Annotated in this window: 19 protein-coding genes; 14 read left to right on the top strand and 5 right to left on the bottom strand. The window is 45.6% G+C overall.

From position 1 onward, the window contains the following. Nucleotides 1-257 precede the first annotated feature (257 nt). Nucleotides 258-1244, bottom strand: a complete 987-nt coding sequence (locus V1L65_RS27350; RefSeq protein ID WP_331702496.1) for a metal-dependent hydrolase — start codon at nt 1242-1244, stop codon at nt 258-260. 193 nt (nt 1245-1437) lie between these two features. On the opposite strand from V1L65_RS27350, the gene V1L65_RS27345 reads away from it, so the two are divergent. Continuing rightward, nucleotides 1438-1725 carry a hypothetical protein gene (locus tag V1L65_RS27345; RefSeq protein ID WP_331702494.1) on the top strand — a complete coding sequence of 96 codons (288 nt, stop codon included), beginning with the start codon at nt 1438-1440 and terminating at the stop codon, nt 1723-1725. Nucleotide 1726: 1 nt separating this feature from the next. On the opposite strand, the gene gerQ is transcribed toward V1L65_RS27345, so the two are convergent. After that, on the bottom strand, nt 1727-2197 hold the full coding sequence (gene gerQ, locus V1L65_RS27340; RefSeq protein WP_432502241.1) for a spore coat protein GerQ: 471 nt from the start codon (nt 2195-2197) through the stop codon (nt 1727-1729). Nucleotides 2198-2290: 93 nt separating this feature from the next. Next, complete coding sequence (locus tag V1L65_RS27335; RefSeq protein WP_331702493.1) at nt 2291-2713, bottom strand: cell wall hydrolase; 423 nt, start codon at nt 2711-2713, stop codon at nt 2291-2293. A gap of 248 nt (nt 2714-2961) precedes the next feature. Between V1L65_RS27335 and cyoE the strand changes: the two genes are divergently transcribed. Next, nucleotides 2962-3831: a heme o synthase gene (gene cyoE / locus V1L65_RS27330; protein ID WP_331702491.1), complete on the top strand. Its 870-nt coding sequence runs from the start codon at nt 2962-2964 to the stop codon at nt 3829-3831. A gap of 21 nt (nt 3832-3852) precedes the next feature. Then, entirely contained in the window at nt 3853-4461 is a 609-nt protein-coding gene (locus V1L65_RS27325; RefSeq protein ID WP_331702490.1) for an SCO family protein, read from the top strand. Nucleotide 4462: 1 nt separating this feature from the next. On the opposite strand, the gene V1L65_RS27320 is transcribed toward V1L65_RS27325, so the two are convergent. Beyond that, nucleotides 4463-4831 (bottom strand): toprim domain-containing protein, encoded by a 369-nt coding sequence (locus tag V1L65_RS27320; RefSeq protein WP_331702488.1) that lies wholly within the window; start codon nt 4829-4831, stop codon nt 4463-4465. A gap of 107 nt (nt 4832-4938) precedes the next feature. After that, the gene (locus V1L65_RS27315) at nt 4939-6093 is read right to left on the bottom strand and encodes an MFS transporter (RefSeq protein ID WP_331702487.1); all 1155 of its coding nucleotides are present in this window, start codon (nt 6091-6093) and stop codon (nt 4939-4941) included. 145 nt (nt 6094-6238) lie between these two features. On the opposite strand from V1L65_RS27315, the gene V1L65_RS27310 reads away from it, so the two are divergent. The 11 genes from V1L65_RS27310 to V1L65_RS27260 all read left to right on the top strand — a co-directional run bounded on the left by V1L65_RS27310 (nt 6239) and on the right by V1L65_RS27260 (nt 17897). Then, complete coding sequence (locus V1L65_RS27310; protein ID WP_331702485.1) at nt 6239-6703, top strand: hypothetical protein; 465 nt, start codon at nt 6239-6241, stop codon at nt 6701-6703. Between the two features lie 42 nt (nt 6704-6745). Next, nucleotides 6746-8812 carry a peptidoglycan D,D-transpeptidase FtsI family protein gene (locus V1L65_RS27305; RefSeq protein WP_331702484.1) on the top strand — a complete coding sequence of 689 codons (2067 nt, stop codon included), beginning with the start codon at nt 6746-6748 and terminating at the stop codon, nt 8810-8812. Between the two features lie 237 nt (nt 8813-9049). Beyond that, nucleotides 9050-9976: a metal ABC transporter solute-binding protein, Zn/Mn family gene (locus V1L65_RS27300; RefSeq protein WP_331702483.1), complete on the top strand. Its 927-nt coding sequence runs from the start codon at nt 9050-9052 to the stop codon at nt 9974-9976. 28 nt (nt 9977-10004) lie between these two features. Then, complete coding sequence (locus tag V1L65_RS27295; RefSeq protein ID WP_331702482.1) at nt 10005-10826, top strand: metal ABC transporter ATP-binding protein; 822 nt, start codon at nt 10005-10007, stop codon at nt 10824-10826. Between the two features lie 6 nt (nt 10827-10832). After that, the gene (locus V1L65_RS27290) at nt 10833-11774 is read left to right on the top strand and encodes a metal ABC transporter permease (RefSeq protein ID WP_331702481.1); all 942 of its coding nucleotides are present in this window, start codon (nt 10833-10835) and stop codon (nt 11772-11774) included. Continuing rightward, nucleotides 11771-12661 carry a metal ABC transporter permease gene (locus V1L65_RS27285; RefSeq protein WP_331702480.1) on the top strand — a complete coding sequence of 297 codons (891 nt, stop codon included), beginning with the start codon at nt 11771-11773 and terminating at the stop codon, nt 12659-12661. The genes V1L65_RS27290 and V1L65_RS27285 overlap by 4 nt, the downstream gene beginning before the upstream one ends. 197 nt (nt 12662-12858) lie before the next feature. Continuing rightward, nucleotides 12859-13611, top strand: coding sequence for a Cof-type HAD-IIB family hydrolase (locus tag V1L65_RS27280; protein WP_331702479.1), 753 nt, complete (start codon nt 12859-12861; stop codon nt 13609-13611). 33 nt (nt 13612-13644) lie between these two features. Beyond that, a complete protein-coding gene (locus V1L65_RS27275; RefSeq protein WP_331702478.1) occupies nt 13645-14124 on the top strand; it encodes a DUF456 domain-containing protein in 480 nt (159 codons plus the stop codon). A gap of 29 nt (nt 14125-14153) precedes the next feature. Next, nucleotides 14154-15836: a putative polysaccharide biosynthesis protein gene (locus tag V1L65_RS27270; protein ID WP_331702477.1), complete on the top strand. Its 1683-nt coding sequence runs from the start codon at nt 14154-14156 to the stop codon at nt 15834-15836. 157 nt (nt 15837-15993) lie between these two features. After that, complete coding sequence (locus V1L65_RS27265; RefSeq protein ID WP_331702476.1) at nt 15994-17553, top strand: copper amine oxidase N-terminal domain-containing protein; 1560 nt, start codon at nt 15994-15996, stop codon at nt 17551-17553. Next, complete coding sequence (locus V1L65_RS27260) at nt 17553-17897, top strand: thioredoxin family protein (protein WP_331702475.1); 345 nt, start codon at nt 17553-17555, stop codon at nt 17895-17897. Before V1L65_RS27265 ends, V1L65_RS27260 begins: the two co-directional genes overlap by 1 nt. Nucleotides 17898-17902: the final 5 nt, after the last annotated feature.

Below are 17902 nucleotides of genomic sequence, written 5' to 3'. Positions count from 1 at the left end.
GGGAAAAGCCCCATTCAGAGCCTGATAGCGGAATGTGTGTCCGCGTAATTAAAAAAATGATGATTTCTAGGCAAATAACGGAACGTGTGTCCAAATCGATCCATCCTTTGGGCGGACCTACATAAGGATAAACTGGCCCGACTGCCTAAGTGTGTATACTTATGAGCGTACTTTTGCGCGGATGCAAACGTTCAAGCGGATCACACTAAACAACCTCTCTCTTTGGAAAGCGGCGGCACAGTTTAGTACGTATCTTTTTAATACGTATCTATCTTTAATCGTTTTATCAGCCTTTCATCGCTAAGCCAGCCCACATATGAGCCGACGGTTTTATTCTGCTCGTCCAGCAGCACAACAGCGACGAACGGATATTGCTTGCGATGACGATATCTAATATCACTCCAGCGTACCTCGTTGCCCCAGCTGTGTTCAATAACGTCTGCGCACGCAAAGCTGGTAAAGTATAGAAAGGAACGGATAACAGGAGAGCTTTTTGATACTTCGACAGCAGGATGATTGGAGCAAGAAACCTGGTCAACCCATCTAAGCCTTTTGCCTTTTAACTCGCCGATTCGATAGCTCCCATCCGAGCAGTGCTTCACAATGTTCCAATTGGACAGCAATACAGTAGGAATGGCATAGTATTTTTCGCCTTCCTGCTGCTCCGCATCCCATTTGGGAAGCTGCTGTAATACTCGCCTTGATGCATAGGTTCGCCATGCGAAGTATACCATGAGCATAAGATAGAGCGGCGGGAAAATTTGCTCAGGACGCGCAAGGTGAGCAGCCCACAAAAAAATAGCAACAATATGTGAACCGAATAAAAACGGATCGAAAATATGGATAATATTCCATGAAATCCATTTGCTTGAGAAGGGTCTCATCGCTTGCGTGCCGTAAGCATTGAACAAATCAGTGAAAACATGCAATACTACAGCTAGCAATACCCATCCTCCAAGATGTCCCCATGGCAGGCTGCCCTTGAAAAAAAGCTGCAGAATAACGGTAATCACTGCTGTCCATATGATGATGGCAGGCAAGGAGTGAGTAATTCCGCGATGATTGCGGATATAGAGCTCATTGCTTTTTAATCTGAGCAATCCATCCAGATCAGGCGCTTGCGAGCCGACTATTGTGCCAATGATAACAGCTTGCTGCAAGGGTAAATCTGAAGCGACGACAGGATCAGCCATCGCAAGGCCAGCAAGTCCGATACCCATTACTAAATGTGTTCCTGTGTCCAAGTATGCTCCTCCTTTTTACAATTAATAACGGACAATTGTGCTCAAAAAGAATGGTTATTAGGTTGAAGTAAGTGTTTATTAGGTTGAAGTAAGCGTTTATTAGGTTGAAGTCAGTGCGTATTAAGTTGAAGTCAGCGTTCGAAGCTTCATGCGTAGTATTTTCAAAATAACATGAAATTATAAGAAGGAAAGGATGTTGGCTTTGTTTATTTGTTTTGCTGAATACAAAATTGCACCCGAATATGCTGAGGCGTATATAAAGCTTACTGAACAATTGAAAAAGCAATACAGTAAAGTGAATTTATATGAGGGAACCGATCAGCCGTTATTATTTGTAGAGGTTTGGAGCTGTGCCTCACTTGAACAAGCCGAACAAACAAAAGAAGAACGACTCAGCGAGCGTTCCTCATGGTCTCCTATATCAGAATGGATCGTTGGCGGCCGATCCAAGCTGCATGTGTGGACGTTTAAGCCGTTATAAATTAAGTTTCTGGAGTTACAATTTGTCCTTGGAATGGGTAGGCGTATTGAATAGGCTCATCGAAAGTTACATAATCAAGGTTCAGCATTAGAAGCAAAAATCTCATGCCTGTTGAAGGATCGCTTATTACGATATGATCCCGGCCTGCCGCTTCAATAATCCCTTTGAATATTTTGGCATTCCACTCGCTGTTATTTTCGTATGTCATATAAAACGTAGCAGCTTTTCCGCGATTCAACCGCAGTATATTTTCTACATATGATTCTTCGGTAGCGGGCGGCGTCATCGTTCCGCCTTGCGGAGTTATGACGGAGCCGCTTGGTACGGCAGGCGGCATAACCGGCATTTGCATTTGCATTGGCATTTGCATCGGTACGCCTTGATAGTATGGAGTAACTCCTGCCCTGCTTGCAAAGAAAGAATTATGCCCGCAGCCTCCTCCTCCGTTGCCGTAAAAATAAGGGTTAAACATAATAATCCCAACCTTTCTACTCAAATAAAAATTGTCAATAAGAAACTGTCCGTCCCCTAGTTAGAGACGGCACAGTTTTGAATAACCCGGAAGCTAGTATACGTTTGGACAATCTCCTTGTGTTGGAATGTAGAAGCAATGGCTTTTGAATCGCCCGCTATGGGTCTGATCCCACCAGGTTGCCGGACAGTTGCCGGAAGGCCTGAAAAACCAAAGCGCGTTAGATGCTGGATGCTGTCTTTCCCCGTTTATGACACGTTCTGCAAGACGTACATCCTTGTCGCGAGCTCTCTGATAAAAATAGCTTTTTTGTATGGCTTCAAATCCACCTGGGCTTTGATAAACCATATCCGGGATCGAGCGAATATTTTTGAAGTCCAGGCAATTGCCGCGTATCCGGTTGACACCTACGTTGCCAACCATAAGCATGCCCAGCTCCCCTTCGCCTTCAGCTTCTGCCCGCATCAAGCGTGCAAGCATTCTTGTATTTTCTGAATTTGTTTTAATTACACCCAAGCTGCTTCTTCCTTTCTATGGGCTATAGAACCAGTTTATTGATAAGTTAACAAATTGGTGACAAATTTAAGGAAGTAATTGCGTGTCGAAATCATGAACAAAGCCCAAGAACATTGTCTTTGACATGTTTTTTAGGTATGATTAATGACGGCTGTATAGAAAGATGGACGTGACAAGGATAAACAGTATCGCCGTCCTTTGGACGGAAGTGCTTACGTCTTTTCGAATGAATTTGGGAGGCTCGCTTCGTGCTTAAGGACTTGATTTCATTAACAAAACCACGATTGCTGCGATTGAATATGTTTGCTGCTCTGGGCGGCTTTTGGGTTGCTTCCAAATGGCAAATAGATATTATGCTTATGATTTGGATGCTCATTGGTTCAACGTTAACGATGGCTTCTGCCACAGTTGTGAATAACTATTGGGATAGAGAGCTTGATCTTAGAATGGAGCGTACCAAAAATCGTACACTGCCGATGGGAAGAATGAAGCCGGCCTCTGTTCTGGCATACGGTCTCATTTTGGGGATTACGGGGATTGCCATCTTGTTTTTGCTTGTAAATACGATTACAGGCATTCTAGGATTGATCGGCTGGCTCGCTTATATTGTCATTTATACGATATGGCTAAAGCGCACCTCAACATGGAGCACCTCAGTAGGAGGCATATCCGGTGCTATGCCGCCAGTTATCGGGTATTGTGCCGTTGTCGGCACGGTTGATATTGGCGCGTGGTTGCTATTTGCCTTTTTATTTTTGTGGCAGCCTGCACATTTCTGGTCGCTTGCTATTCGCAGAGTGGAAGAATACCGTACGGCGGGTTTTCCATTGCTGCCTGTTGTAAAAGGGATCAAACGTACAAAGCTGCAGATGATTCCTTATATTTTTCTGCTGCTGCCTACTGTAATTTTAATTTATGTGTATGATTATGCTGGAATTTATTTCTTAATTATTGCATTGCTGTTTACAGTGGCATGGCTCATTCATACGCTGATGGGCTTGAAAATTACCGATACGAAAGAAACGGACAAATGGGCAAAAATCAATTTTATTATTTCAATTAATTATTTGATGATTGTATTTATTGCAATGATTGCTAATACATTGCCACAATCATAATAAAAAGGAGAGGTGAGCGCTGTGAGTTTTATCAAGCAGCATAGTTTCAAAATTGCTGTCATCGCATTAGTTCTGGCATTAGGCGCATATCTATTTTATTCCTATGTATGGAGTCCATCTGAGCCGCTGCCAATTGAAAAGGCAGCGCCGGCGTTCGAGATGGAGGATATTGATGGCAATGTCGTTTCGCTGGACAATACAGCGGGAAAAGCAAGGATCGTTTATTTCTACTTCGCAAATTGTCCTGATGTATGCCCGCCGACAACGTTTTTATTGTCCGAGGCCCAGGAAAAGCTAATAGCGGATAAGAAGATGGGGTCTGAGGTAGAGTTTATTTCCATTACTTTTGATCCGGAGCGGGATACACCGGACGTTATTCGAAGCTTTGCTGAACGTAATTTCGCTAAATTTGATGGCTGGCATTTTTTGCGCGGCGAGGAAGAGCCGACGATCAAGCTGGCTGAGGAGTATGGTGTCGGCGTCATGAAGATCGAGGAGCAGAACACCTTTGCTCACTATAATTTCATTATACTTGTTGATCAGAATAATCAGATTCGCAAATGGTTCAACGGCAGTGATGAGGAATTGACTGCTGACGATATCGTAAAAGATATTAAAAGCTTGCTATAATTTAAAATTCATCCTTTTTCCAAATAGCGGGATCGAGTGCTTCGTAGCGAATGAATGCCTCGAGGCCCGCTTTTTCTAATTGCGCAATTAAATATTCCAGCGGTGTATGCTCTACGCCTGGGTAGCCGCGACGAGTGTAGATTTGCTCCGCATCCTGAAAAACGTCGCTTAATAAGCGGCGAATTTTTTTTCCGGAAGAGTCATTGTCGGTAAATATATAGACATGGCTGGCATGCACATGATGGCGAAGCCATTCCAGCCGCTCGGTGCTCGGTGTTCCAAAGGTGCAATAAATATGCACATCCTCCTGAAGCAGCCTCTTCAATTTGCTTTTATCATTTTTACCTTCTACGATAATAGCGTAATCCATAGCAGGTTCACCTCGAATTATGAAAGTATTCCACTTATAAGCAGTTAGCATTCATTATAAGTGTATCCTTGCTGCCTGGGCAAATTTGAGGGAGCCTGCTCAGTTCTTCATGTTAGCTGTGTTTTGGCTGCAGCGTGCCGCCAATGAATGATCGGCAAAATTGTAATAGCGATCATTAACAATAAAAAGGCTAAATAATAAGGCGAGACAACGCTTCTAAGCTGGCCGGCGGCAACAGGTCCGATAAATGCGCCGATTGAGGTGGCGATGGATAGAATTGAAAAGGTTCTGCCATACCTTGCTCCGCCGCTTAAATCGATTAATAAAGTAGATAATGCAGGCAATGTAACACCCTTGGCCATACCGATAATAAATAACAGCACCATTAACGGCAGAGGGAAGTCCGATGCGATTGCAAAATAGACAAGCGCAAGCGCAAAAGATCCCCACAGCGTACGGTTAAACGCAGACAGATTATTAAGAAACATCATGCTCAGTGTTACTAGAGCACCTATGCTGATGACAGAGAATAGAAGTCCCGTTGTCATCATCGCTTCCGTAGTTTTTGCCAGCAGCGGGATCTCAAAGGATAGAATGCCTTGCGCGCAGCTCAAAGCAACCGGAAGCAAATAAATGAGCCAAGGAACGCTTGCAGGCGGAGACAAGGCAGTCGCGGCTGTTGCATTTGCATGAGAAGCAGGCGCGTTTGCGGGAACCTTAATATCCTTAATAAAAAATACAGCCAGCAAAGAGGTGGCCACTAGAATCCAGCCCAGCAAGCTGAAGGCAGTCGTAAAGCCTATCTTGGCTACCAAATAGGCGCCTGCCGCCGGAGAGGCAACTGCAGCTATCGTGTGCACCAGGCCATTGCCCGCCATCAGCTTGCCCTGTTCCTTCAAGTCGCTGGACATGCGGGCGAGCAGCGCCATGCATGCGGGCGAAAGAAAGGCCAGCACAAATCCGCTTATGGAGCGCAGCACCAATAATTGCCATGGATCCGTTACATATGATTGCACTAGCAATATAATGCCTGCTCCGAGCAGGCTGCCGATAATGAACAGCTTGCTTCCGATTCGATCGACGCTGATGCCTGCAATAATATTGCCAGGCAAATGAGTGATCGAGTACATGCCCATCATCAGGCCAATAAAGGAAGGAGCAGCCCCGATAGAAATAGCAAATGGAGTCAGGATCGGATATTGCGCGTGCAAATCAAAGAAAGCGACGAAAAGAAATAAATACAGCCAAAAAGCATTTCTCACTACGCTATGCCTCCTTAAAAAACACTCATATCTACTTGTACGTGAAAGATGGACAGGATATGTCTGTTTGAGAAGGGGATCAGTCGTTTACGGCGAATAATGTGTAAGCTATAATATTTTGTGTTAAGCTCTGGGAGAAGTTATAATGGAGGGGATAGGAATGGAGTTTTTAGATTTTTCTTCGTATGATTGGGATACGTGGACAGCATTTTTTAAAGAGAAATGGATTATTATTGCAATTGCACTCGTAGTATTGTTTTTAATTATCAAAATTGTTAAGACCGTAGTGAAATGGCTGCTTGTGATCGTAATTGTAGCGGGGCTTGTTATTTATAGCGGCTATTCGCTTGATGATGTGAAGGAGCTTGGAAGCAAAGTGACGAGCAGCGTTAAGCAGGAAGCGCTGCAGGCTATGGTAACGAGCGCCAAGGATGCGAAGTATGAAGCAAAGGCAGACGGCTCTTTTGTCGTATCTACCTCCTTGCTAGAGCTGAGCGGCAAGCTTGGCAGCAATGAAGTAGCTCTTTCCTTTCAAGGGGTTGAGCTGGGCAAATTCGAAGTGGACAGCACGATCAAAACGTTTATAGAGCAGGCTAAGCAGAACGGATAACTTGCTGCTGTGCAGCCTGCTGGCAAGATAGGAGTGAATAAAATGCAGGATGATGCACAGAAGCGTCAGCTTGACAACAGGCGCAATTTTTCGTTCAGGCTTAATTTTTTCTTTTTTATTATTTTTGCGCTCTTTAGTCTGCTGATTGTAAGGCTTGCTGTATTGCAGTTTGTAGAAGGTCCCAAGCTAAGCGCGGAAGGCATAAAGAAAAGCACCCGCTATGACAAGATCGCCCCGATCAGGGGCAATATATATGATTCAACTGGTTACCCCATCGCATATTCTACCTCGACACAGTCGCTTTATTACAGCATTCAACCGGCATCCAAGCGCGCCAAATCGTTAGAGCTGGCGAAGGAGGAGGCTGTGAAGCTGGCTGAGGTGTTTGCCAAATACGGCGATCCTGAAAATGAGATGACTGAGGAAGATATTATTCGCCAAATGGATCTCGAATTCCGCCGCAACAATATTTCGACTCCGCGCAGAATCAAGTCCGGCCTCACCAAAGAAGAGATTGCGTACTTCATGGAAAACCGTTCTGATTTTAAAGGCGTAGAAATTATGGAGGAAAGCGTAAGGAATTATGACGAGAATACGATAGCTGTCCAGTTGGTCGGTTATTTGAAAAAGTATAAGGGCGTCCGTGAGGATGTGAAATTTTATAATGAGAAGCGCAGTGAAAAAGACCCGACTCTCATGTATTTGGAGGAAGAAGAGGTAGGTCTGGACGGTCTGGAGTTTATGTACCAGGATGTATTGCGCGGTAAAAATGGCCTGAAATCCTATCCGGTGAACAATCAGGCGCAAATTATCGGCCCGATGACCTTTACTCCGCCCGAGAAGGGTGCCGATTTGTATTTGACCATTAATAAAAATGTGCAATTGCAAACCGAAGAAGCGATTATGAATCATTTGGAAGTGATCCGTAATTCGACGAACAGATTCGAAAGCGCCAAATATGCGCAAACCGGCTTTGCTGTGGCGATGGAGGTTGACACTGGCAAGGTCGTAACGATGGCAAGCATGCCTGACTACAATCCCAATATCTGGGCGGGGGGCAGAATTAGTCCGGAAGACTATGATAACTTCGGTAATGTACTTTCCAACGGTACAATTCGAACGGTTTTTGGTAATTATGAATCGGATGAGGAGCGCAAAAAGCATCCATCTTCCATCCTTCCTCCAGGTTCGACCTTGAAGCCGCTGTCGGTATTGATCGGCTTGAATGAAGGATTGTTTACTACAGATTACAAGTACACGGATACCTCTTCGTTTGGGTTTGGCCGCGAGGGCCACAAGCGATTTATTAATAACTCGCAGTTCAAGGCAAACGGAAGAATCGATGCTGCTGCAGCTATTCAATTTTCCTCCAATACGTTTATGGCGGAAAAGATCGGCAACGCCTTATATATGCGCGGCTCGAAGGACGGTAAGACGAGCGTGGAAATATGGGATGACTACATGAAGCAGTTCGGGCTTGGCGTTTTAACTGGCAGCGGGTTGCCAGGTGAATCAGCGGGCGTTATCGAGTATTTCGAAGAGGAGAAAAAAGGCAGTGCGCAGTCCGCACTTATATTTGCTTCTTTTGGTCAACAGGGGCGTTACACGACGCTCCAGCTGGCGCAATATGTGACAATGCTTGCCAATCGCGGCAAGCGGCTGAAACCGCAATTCGTCAATGAGATTAAAAGTGTGGATGGTAAAGTTCTGCAATCCTTTGAGCCTGAAATTTTAAATACGGTAGATATTCAGGAAAAATACTGGAAGGAAATCGAGGAAGGCATGAGCAAGGTTAGCGTGCAAGGCTTTGAAGGCTTCGAGCACAGCTTCCGCCGCAAAACCGGTACGTCTGAGCAGGATGTAGCGAGCAGACGCGCGAATAACGCGGTGTTTATCGCCTATGCTCCAGCTGAAAATCCAAAGCTAGCCGTTGCTGTCGTCGTACCAGACGGCGGATACGGAGGTTATGGCGCAGCGCCAATTGCCCGTAAAATTTTCGATGCCTATGATGCTGAGATCGGGCTTAATGGCACGCCGAACAAGGCGCTTGCAGAAAAGCTGTACGGGAAAGCTCCTGAAGGACAGGATGTACAGCAAGAACAAGAATAAATAAGCTAATGAGCTAATGTAAATGATAACAGCCTAAGCTGTATGGACGATTGCTGTCCATGCAGCTTTTTTTTGAAAATAAATGTTGCACTAAGGAAACTTATTTGTATATAATAAAAAAAGAGGCGTAAGTCAAAATAATATTGCTATGAGCAAGTTGGCCTTAACAGGAATATAAATATAAAAGTTTTTAAAATATGGTGATTTAGAAGGAATGGACAGAACCGGAGGTAACGTATGATGAAAAACAAAATGCTGATCGCATTAATTACTGTTTTAGGGATATTAGCATTGGCTGGATGCAGCCAAGAGCAAGCAGCGGACGGGAAATTGAAAATTACGGCTACTACCGGCATGATAGCTGATCTTGCAGCTGAGATTGGCGGCGAGCATGTTGTGGTTACTGGGCTTATGGGGCCAGGAACCGATCCCCATTTGTACCAGGCTTCCCACGGAGACGTAAGGAAGCTGGATAATGCCGATATTATTTTTTATAACGGCCTCCATCTGGAGGGAAAGATGGCTGAAATATTTGAAAAGCTGGAATCGAAAAAAACGACGGTCGCCGTATCCGCTAATTTGACAAAGGAACAATTAATGGCTGATGCTGCGCAAGGCGGCGATGCCGTCGATCCTCACATCTGGTTTGATGTGAAGCTATGGATGGCAGCTGCAGAAACGGTAAGCCAAACGCTTATTGAGAAGGATGAAGCGAATAAAAGCTATTATGAAGAGCGGAAGCTTCACTATTTGAAGCAGCTTGAAGAGTTGGATTTATATGCTCATGAACAAATAGCGCTTATACCGGAGAAGCGTCGTATCCTCGTCACTGCGCACGATGCGTTTGGTTATTTTGGCAGAGCTTACGGATTAACTGTAACAGGGCTTCAGGGCATGAATACGATGTCAGAATACGGCTCCAAGGATGTGAGCAAATTACGCGATTACCTGGTAGAGAATGAAATTAAAGCCGTGTTTATCGAATCCAGTGTTTCACCCAAATCTATTGAATCTGTTATTGACGGCGCAAGAAGCTTAGGCCACGAGGTGAAAATCGGCGGCGAGCTGTTTTCAGACGCGATGGGGGAAGCAGGTACGCCAGAAGGCACTTACATTGGTATGGTGAAGCATAATATAGATACGCTAGTTGAGGCGCTTAAATAAAAAATGTGCCAGAAAGCGAGTGATTGGGATGAGTAACATACAAAAATCAATGACTTCCAATTCTAACGGAGGCGGCAGCGTCAAACCGCTCTCGATTACAAATTTAAGTGTTGCTTATCAGAAGAAGCCTGTGCTCAAGGGGGTTACCTTTGAGGTTAATGAAGGCGAGCTGATTGGGGTTATAGGGCCTAATGGAGCGGGAAAATCGACGATGATCAAGGCCGCTTTGGGGCTTATTCCAAGCATCAGCGGCGAAGTTCTCGTATATGGAAAAAGCTATAAGGAGCAGCGCCAGCTGATCGGCTATGTGCCGCAGCGCGAATCTGTTGACTGGGATTTCCCGACGAACGCGCTTGACGTTGTGATGATGGGGACTTACGGCAAGCTGGGATGGTTCAAGCGGCCAGGCTCCAAGGAACGCAAGTTTGCAATGGAATGTCTGCAGAAGGTAGGCATGTCCGATTATGCGGACAGACAGATCAGCCAGTTGTCAGGCGGACAGCAGCAGCGTGTCTTTCTTGCAAGAGCGCTAGCCCAAAATGCCCAGCTGTACTTTATGGATGAACCGTTTGTCGGTGTTGATGCAGCTACTGAAAAAGCGATCATTACCTTGCTGCAGGATTTGAAAAAACAAGGCAAAACAGTTATCGTCGTGCATCATGATCTTTCGACCGTCAAGCAATATTTTGATTCAGTGCTGCTGCTGAATATTGAATTGCAGGCCTATGGTCCAACAGAAACAACCTTTACGCCAAAGCAGCTTCAGCGCACTTACGGCGGAAGATTGACATTGCTGGATCAAAATTTGGAACAAACTGCGGCAATAGCGGCTGTCTCTAGAAAGGGGTAGGCCATTATGTTTGCGACAATACTTTCTATGGTTAAAGATCCCAATATGCAGTGGATATTTCTTGGCTGCTCTTTGCTCGGACTGGGCAGCGGATTAATTGGCTGCTTTACCTATTTGCGCAAGCAAAGCCTGGTAGGCGATACGCTGGCGCATGCTGCATTGCCGGGCATTTGCATCGCATTTATGCTATCCGGCGTAAAATCGATCTTATTATTTTTACTTGGCGCAGCAGCTGCCGGCCTTCTAGCAACGTTCGGCATCGGCTATATTACACGCCATTCCCGATTAAAGCAGGATGCAGCGCTTGGCATTGTGCTTTCGACCTTCTTTGGGCTCGGCATCGTGCTGCTGACTATTATTCAGCATGGCGATTACGGGAATCAAGCAGGTCTTAATAAATTTATGTTCGGGCAGGCCGCCTCGATGGTCAGATCAGATGTGCTGACGATGGCTGCGGTGAGTACTGGACTTGTCATTATTTGCATGCTGCTTTTCAAACAATTCAAGCTGATTTCGTTCGACCCTGGCTTCGCACGCGGGCTTGGCTATCCGGTAGCTTTTCTGGAGCAGCTTATGATGCTGCTCGTTGTCATTGCCGTAGTGGCAGGCATTCAAGCTGTTGGCGTTGTGCTTGTTGCCGCATTGCTTATAACCCCAGCAGTATCAGCAAGATACTGGACGAATAAGCTGGGAGCTATGGTCGTCTTATCCAGCTTGATCGGCGCAGCAAGCGGAGGGCTGGGGACGATTATCAGTGCTTCTGTCTCGAACTTGCCGACAGGTCCTGTCACCGTGCTTGCTGCTACTTTGATTTTTATCATCTCTGTGCTGCTTGGGCCGCAAAAGGGCTTGCTCGCCAAGCATTTGCTGCAGCGGAACGTAAAGAAAAAGTATGGGCAAGAGCAGTTTGGAAAAGCGGATCACGTAGATGAGGGGGCGATTTTATGAGTCACTTTTGGATTTTGCTGACAGGCTCTCTCGTAGCGGCATGCTGCGGAGTTCTCGGCGTATTTCTTGTTCTGCGCAAAATGGCTATGATCGGTGATGCCATCAGCCACTCCGTTATGCCCGGCATCGTAATCGCCTTTCTCATTAGCGGCTCGCGGGACTCCTTTATGATGATGATCGCCGCTTTGCTGTTTGGGCTTATTACGACCTTTTTAATTCAGATGTTCCAGCGCAGCGGCATTCAGGAGGATGCTTCGATTGGCGTAGTCTTTACTGCTCTATTCGCAATAGGGGTCGTACTGGTCAGCCTGTTTGCAAGACAGGTGCATTTGGATCAGGATGCAATCTTGTATGGGGAAATTGCCTTTGTGCATTGGAACACGCTAGTAGTCGGCGGCGTAGATTTAGGACCGCAGGCGATATGGCTGCTTGGCTTTACATTTGTTGTTATAGCTATCGTTATTGGAGTGTTTTATAAGCAGTTCAAGCTATGCTCCTTCGATCCGGCATTGGCAGCGGCCCTGGGCATCCCTATAGCGTTTTTTCACTACTTGCTCATGGGGCTTGTATCGATGGCAACAGTCAGCTCGTTCGAGAGCGTAGGCGCCATCCTTGTTGTCGGCATGCTTATCGTGCCAGCATCTACGGCCTATCTTCTAACGGATCGGCTGGGGATGATGATCGTGCTGAGCGTAGCGGCAGGAATAGCAAGCACTTGCTTAGGCTACGCGGCGGCGATAGTGCTGGATGCATCTATTGCAGGCTGCATGGTTTGCGCCGCAGGCATTATTTTCGTGCTTGCTTTATTATTCTCGCCTTCTCATGGCGTTGTAATGAGAAAGCTGCGCCAGCGCAAGCTGTCGCTGTCCGCCGGCTCGAACGGCTAAACCGTATGAAATAGACTTGACCTCATCAAAAGAGGGCAAGTCTATTTGCTTTTAATTTCTATAATTTGGCTTACCGAAAATGAAATCGTTTTTTGCTGCGCTAAACTACCTGGACTTTTATTTGGTTTCTGCTCAATATGTGCTAGAATATTCAGTATTGGTAAAAGCGGAAATACAGTATATAGAGGAGAGAGAACATGACAAAGTATAAACTGGTTGCGCTTGACATGGATGGGACGCTGCTTAATGATCAGTTGGAGATTAGCGAAGAAAATGAAAAGTGGATCAATAAAGCTCTCCAGGCTGGTGTGACGGTCAGCTTTTCAACCGGGCGAGGCTTTCCAGGCGCCAATCCTTACGCGGAGCAGCTCAAGCTTAATACGCCGATGATAACGGTCAATGGCAGTGAAGTATGGAGCAAGCCGCATGTTTTACATAAAAGAATAACGCTAGGCTATGAGAAGATTGAACAGCTGCATCAATTGGCTTTGCAATATCCGGACGTCTGGTTTTGGGCGTATTCTACCCAGGGGATTTATAATAAAGAGAAATGGCTGGAGGAAGGTACGCATTTTTCCGATTACGAATGGCTGAAATTTGGCTATCATACGGAGGATGACCAAGCAAGAGAAGAAATTTTGACCCGGATTAAGGAATGGGATCTATACGAGGTTACGAACTCCTCGCCATGGAATCTTGAATTGAATCCAAAAGGAATAACGAAGGCAAGCGGAATCAGGGAGCTATGCAAGCTGCTGGACATTCAAATGTCCGAGACGATTGCGGTAGGCGACAGCCTAAACGATATCGCTGCTATTCGCGCTTGCGGTATGGGAGTAGCTATGGGCAATGCTCAGGAAGCAGTAAAAAGCGCGGCTGATGCCGTAACCTTAACGAATAATGAGAATGGTGTCGCCGAAGTTATCAAGCGCTATGTGTTTGGCCTGTAAGTTGCCAGCCTGTATTAGGGAGGAATATTTCTTATGGAAATTATAGGGTGGATACTCATTATAGCTTTATTTTTAGTCGGGATGGCTGGAGCTATATTTCCAATATTGCCTGGTGCGCTTGCTATTTACTTTGCTTACTTTGTATATGGATGGTTTTTTTCGTTTAAATCGCTTGGCGTATTTTTCTGGGTGATTCAAACCTTAATCGTGATCGTTTTGTTCATTGCGGATTATGCGGTGAGCGCTTGGGGCGTAAAAAGGTTTGGAGGCACGAAGGCATCCGTTATTGGAAGCACGATAGGGATTATTGCAGGGCCGTTTGTTATACCGGCCTTTGGGCTTATTATCGGTCCTTTCGCCGGCGCTGTATTTGGCGAAATGCTGACAGGCGCTTCGATTACCCATTCCCTAAAGGTTGGGCTTGGCTCGGTAGTAGGCTTGTTTACAAGCACAGTTGTCAAAATTTTATTGCAGCTTGCTATGATCATTTTGTTTATCATTTGGATCATTTAGTGGAGAACATGAGATAGGACGAGTCCATTATGTTAAAAAAAGATACATTGATTAGAGGCACTCTTATACTTACGGCAGCGGCGCTAACCGCAAGGGTGCTTGGCTTATTTCAGCGCGTGCCGCTTGACTATATGCTCGACAAGGAAGGCATGATCGCTTTTACGATAGCGAACCAAGTTTATATGGTGCTGCTCATAATAGCGACAGCCGGTTTTCCGAGCGCAGTCAGCAAAATGGTGTCCCAGCGCTATGCGCTAGGACAACAGGCGGAAGCTAAGCGGATTTTTCAGGCCGCTTTAGTATTTGGTGCGGTAACTGGCTTAATATTGGCAACCGCGTTATTTGTATTTGCGCCGGCATATGCCAAGCTTGCCAAGCTGCCAAGCGCTTTCCTTGCTGTGCGCGCCATTGCGCCGGCCTTGCTGCTGTTTCCTATTATTGCCATGATGCGCGGTTATTTTCAGGGCAGACAGCTGATGTCGGCGGGCGGTATTTCGCAAATCGTAGAGCAATTTTTAAGAGTCATTCTTGGAATTGGCCTTGGTCTTATCGTAATAGCGCTCGGCTGGGGTGATTCATGGGCGGCGGCCGCCGTTACTTTCGGTACCGTTTTCGGAAGTATTGGAGCCTTCAGCGTTATGATCTGGTTTGGCCGTAAGCTTAAGAAGCAGGATCAAATGACTAAGCCAGCCTATCGATTCAATGCAGAGGCAGCAGCTGCGCTAAGACATACAACTGCGCCAGCGCAGCAGTCAAAGACGAGCACAATTAAATACAGAACCGTCTATCGAGAAATTCTTGCGATGTCTTTGCCTGCCTTGCTCACTTCTATGACTGTAAATTTACTTTACTTTTTTGACACTTCATTTTTCAAAAGGCTTACTGAGCGATTTTATACGCCTGAAATGTCTGACGCCGTACTTGCCGACTATGGTATTAAGGCGATTTCGCTGGCAGGCATACCGCCGATTCTGGCAATAGCGCTTGGATCGACAATTATTCCTGTTATTTCTTCGGCATACTCCGTCAAAAACATGAAGGAGGTACAGCGGCAAGCCTCGCTCGTTATGCGGATCGTATGCTTTACAGGAGTGCCAGTTGCCCTGTTGCTGACCGTAGCCTCCTTCTCTGTTACAGGCTTGCTGTTCGCAAGCACTAGCGGAAGCGATGTTGTAGCGCTGCTGACCGCGGGAACGATCGTTCAAATTACGATGATGACGACAAATTCCATTCTTTACGGCATGGGCAGGCCAAAACAATCTATGAATCATACTCTTCTGGGGCTGCTGCTGAAGGTTGTTATAAGCATTGCACTAGCGCCATTTATGGGCGTCTACGGTCTAATAGTCGGGTCAACCATTTGCTTTATTGTCATTACGTACTTGAATGTTAGAAGCATTAATCAGGTTGTCAAGCTTTCTGTTCTTGGCAAGCGCTGGATGACCTATATTGTTTCTGTAGCGGTAGCTGCATTAGCCGGCTGGCTCGTAGAAACTTCACTGCTTAAGCTGACTGCAAGTTTCCCGAACAAGCTGTCTTATTTCCTCGGCGCGGCGATGACTGCGGTAGTCGTCGGCGGCGTGTATGTGCTTCTTCTGATTGTGCTGCGTGTCATTACGCCGGATGATATTGCGATGTTCCCTGGCAAGCTGCGGAAGCCGTTCCAGCTTATAATGAAGCCATTCTACCGTGGCAAAGGGCAGGGAAGCTAATAAAAAAAGTAAATTATTGAAATATCGACAAAACTAGCGATTTCCTGATATTTACACAAACAATGAACCTCTAGTACAATATATGGTAGTCTGTCTTATTGCTGCTATTTTGCATATAAAGACAGTACTAAATAACAGGTACAAGGGAGACTCATTAATGTCAAAGTTATTGTCTAGGAAATGGCTGCTTATTGTATTGGCTGCGGCATTATTTGTAATGGCAGGCTGCCAGGCTGTTGGGGGAGTTGACCTGAACAGTGTGCTCAAGAAGTCGCTCAAGGTTACATCAAGTGAAAGCAAACAAACATTTGAGCTAAAAATGGATTTTCAAGAGGAAGCGCTTGAAGAGCTGGACGAGGAAGAGCGCTTGCTGCTGGAGCTTGTATCGAATCTAAAAGTAGAGCTTAATGATGTAAAGTATGAAGACAGCAATCATATGTCATTGGAAGGCAAGTTTATTTTTAATCAAGAACAATCCATTGGCTTCGCTATGCAAATATCGAGCACAACGCTTGCCGTGCAGCTTGAAGGAGCTAAGCAGCCGTTTGTACTGGATTTGACGGCGGATATGCTGACTGAGGAGGAATTGTCCGAGCTTGGTATGGATGAAGCCTCTGTAGCAGAGCTTGGCGTTAAAATTATGGATGCGGTAAGCGGCTATGCGATTGATAACTTGCCGAATCCAAAATCTATTAAGGTAGCGCCGGCTTTTGAATCCATTAACGGCATTACTACAAGTGTAATGCACGCCAGCGCTGAGCTTGACGGCGCTGAAATCTGGTCCTTGCTCGGCGATTATATCGATGCTTTGCTGGCAGATCGTAAAGGCATGGATGCCATGCTGAATGAACTGATCACGATCCTGATGTCCAACGAAGCATTGGCTGAGGAGCTGGACTTATATTTGAATACCGGCGAACTGGATGCGCCTACGAAAGAAGACCTGGTGAAGGAAGCGGCAGACGCAATTACGGAGGCGTTGACTGAACTGCGTCTGAACATGGATGATTCTGTGCTTGGCGATATGGCTGAAGCATTGTTCAATAAAGCGTTGACGGTAAAAGCGGACGTTTATGTTGACAGCAATTTGAACATTAGAAAGCAAGGTCTGGATGTTAATTTTACAATTGACGAGGAGTCCGAGCTAAGCTTCCTGCCGATTCGCAGCATTCAGATTAAAACGATGTCTGAAATCTGGAATGTTAACGGTGAAGTGAAGGCGGATAAACCGGTCATAACAGAGAAAAGTATAGATTTATACGAAATGGACATGATGGAAGGATATGAAGTTGTCAATCTATTCAAAGATGACTCTATGATTTACGATATTTTGAAAAATAAACTTCATCTCACTCATCAGTCGTATGTAGCGTTCAGCAATGATTACTACAACGCGCCAATTATCGTTCCAGGCTATATTACAATTGTGCCGATTCGCGATGTAGCAGATGCGTTTGGCGCAGAAACAACGTACGATGCCAAAACGAAAACAATAACCGTTCATGATATTGCTACAGGCACTATTATTAAAACGACAGTAGGAAGCGATATTGCCAATATTAACGGCAAGAATGTAAAATGGAGCTTCCCTACAACTATTATTGACGGTACAGGTTATGTCGCAGCAAGAAGCTTGTCAGAAGCGCTTAATGCTTCAATTGAATGGACGAAGCTGTACGAGGATGTAAAACTACTTACGATCGAGCGTGAACTTTAATGAAGAAGATTTCAAGCGACGAGCAATTTCGAGCGGCAATTGCAGCTCAAGGGCTTACAATAGCCGTTTTCAAAGCGGGCTGGTGTGTGGATTGCCACTTTATCGATCCTTTTATGCCAGAGCTTGTGGAGCAATATGCGGATCGTGCTGTATTTGTAGAAATTGATCGCGACGAGCTGTCTGACATATGTTCTGAGCTTAACATACTAGGCATACCAAGTTTTATTGCCTTCAGCGATGGCAAGGAATTAGTTCGTTTTGTAAGCAAACTGCGTAAAAACCGAGCTGAAATCGAGCAATTTGTTGATCGTGCAATTAGCGTCTACGCTGTTTTGAAAGCTTAGCTTTA

Source organism: Paenibacillus sp. IITD108, from assembly GCF_036541265.1.
Taxonomy (GTDB): Bacteria; Bacillota; Bacilli; order Paenibacillales; family Paenibacillaceae; genus Pristimantibacillus.
This window is presented reverse-complemented; position numbering and strand designations above follow the sequence as displayed.

Bases quoted from the DNA above. Each gene is read 5' to 3' on its own strand.
- V1L65_RS27345 (WP_331702494.1), top strand. From the start codon at position 1,438: ATGTTGGCTTTGTTTATTTGTTTTGCTGAATACAAAATTGCACCCGAA.
- gerQ (WP_432502241.1), bottom strand. From the start codon at position 2,197: ATGTTTAACCCTTATTTTTACGGCAACGGAGGAGGAGGCTGCGGGCAT.
- V1L65_RS27320 (WP_331702488.1), bottom strand. From the start codon at position 4,831: ATGGATTACGCTATTATCGTAGAAGGTAAAAATGATAAAAGCAAATTG.
- V1L65_RS27310 (WP_331702485.1), top strand. From the start codon at position 6,239: ATGGAGGGGATAGGAATGGAGTTTTTAGATTTTTCTTCGTATGATTGG.
- V1L65_RS27305 (WP_331702484.1), top strand. From the start codon at position 6,746: ATGCAGGATGATGCACAGAAGCGTCAGCTTGACAACAGGCGCAATTTT.
- V1L65_RS27300 (WP_331702483.1), top strand. From the start codon at position 9,050: ATGATGAAAAACAAAATGCTGATCGCATTAATTACTGTTTTAGGGATA.
- V1L65_RS27295 (WP_331702482.1), top strand. From the start codon at position 10,005: ATGAGTAACATACAAAAATCAATGACTTCCAATTCTAACGGAGGCGGC.
- V1L65_RS27290 (WP_331702481.1), top strand. From the start codon at position 10,833: ATGTTTGCGACAATACTTTCTATGGTTAAAGATCCCAATATGCAGTGG.
- V1L65_RS27285 (WP_331702480.1), top strand. From the start codon at position 11,771: ATGAGTCACTTTTGGATTTTGCTGACAGGCTCTCTCGTAGCGGCATGC.
- V1L65_RS27280 (WP_331702479.1), top strand. From the start codon at position 12,859: ATGACAAAGTATAAACTGGTTGCGCTTGACATGGATGGGACGCTGCTT.
- V1L65_RS27275 (WP_331702478.1), top strand. From the start codon at position 13,645: ATGGAAATTATAGGGTGGATACTCATTATAGCTTTATTTTTAGTCGGG.
- V1L65_RS27270 (WP_331702477.1), top strand. From the start codon at position 14,154: ATGTTAAAAAAAGATACATTGATTAGAGGCACTCTTATACTTACGGCA.
- V1L65_RS27265 (WP_331702476.1), top strand. From the start codon at position 15,994: ATGTCAAAGTTATTGTCTAGGAAATGGCTGCTTATTGTATTGGCTGCG.
- V1L65_RS27260 (WP_331702475.1), top strand. From the start codon at position 17,553: ATGAAGAAGATTTCAAGCGACGAGCAATTTCGAGCGGCAATTGCAGCT.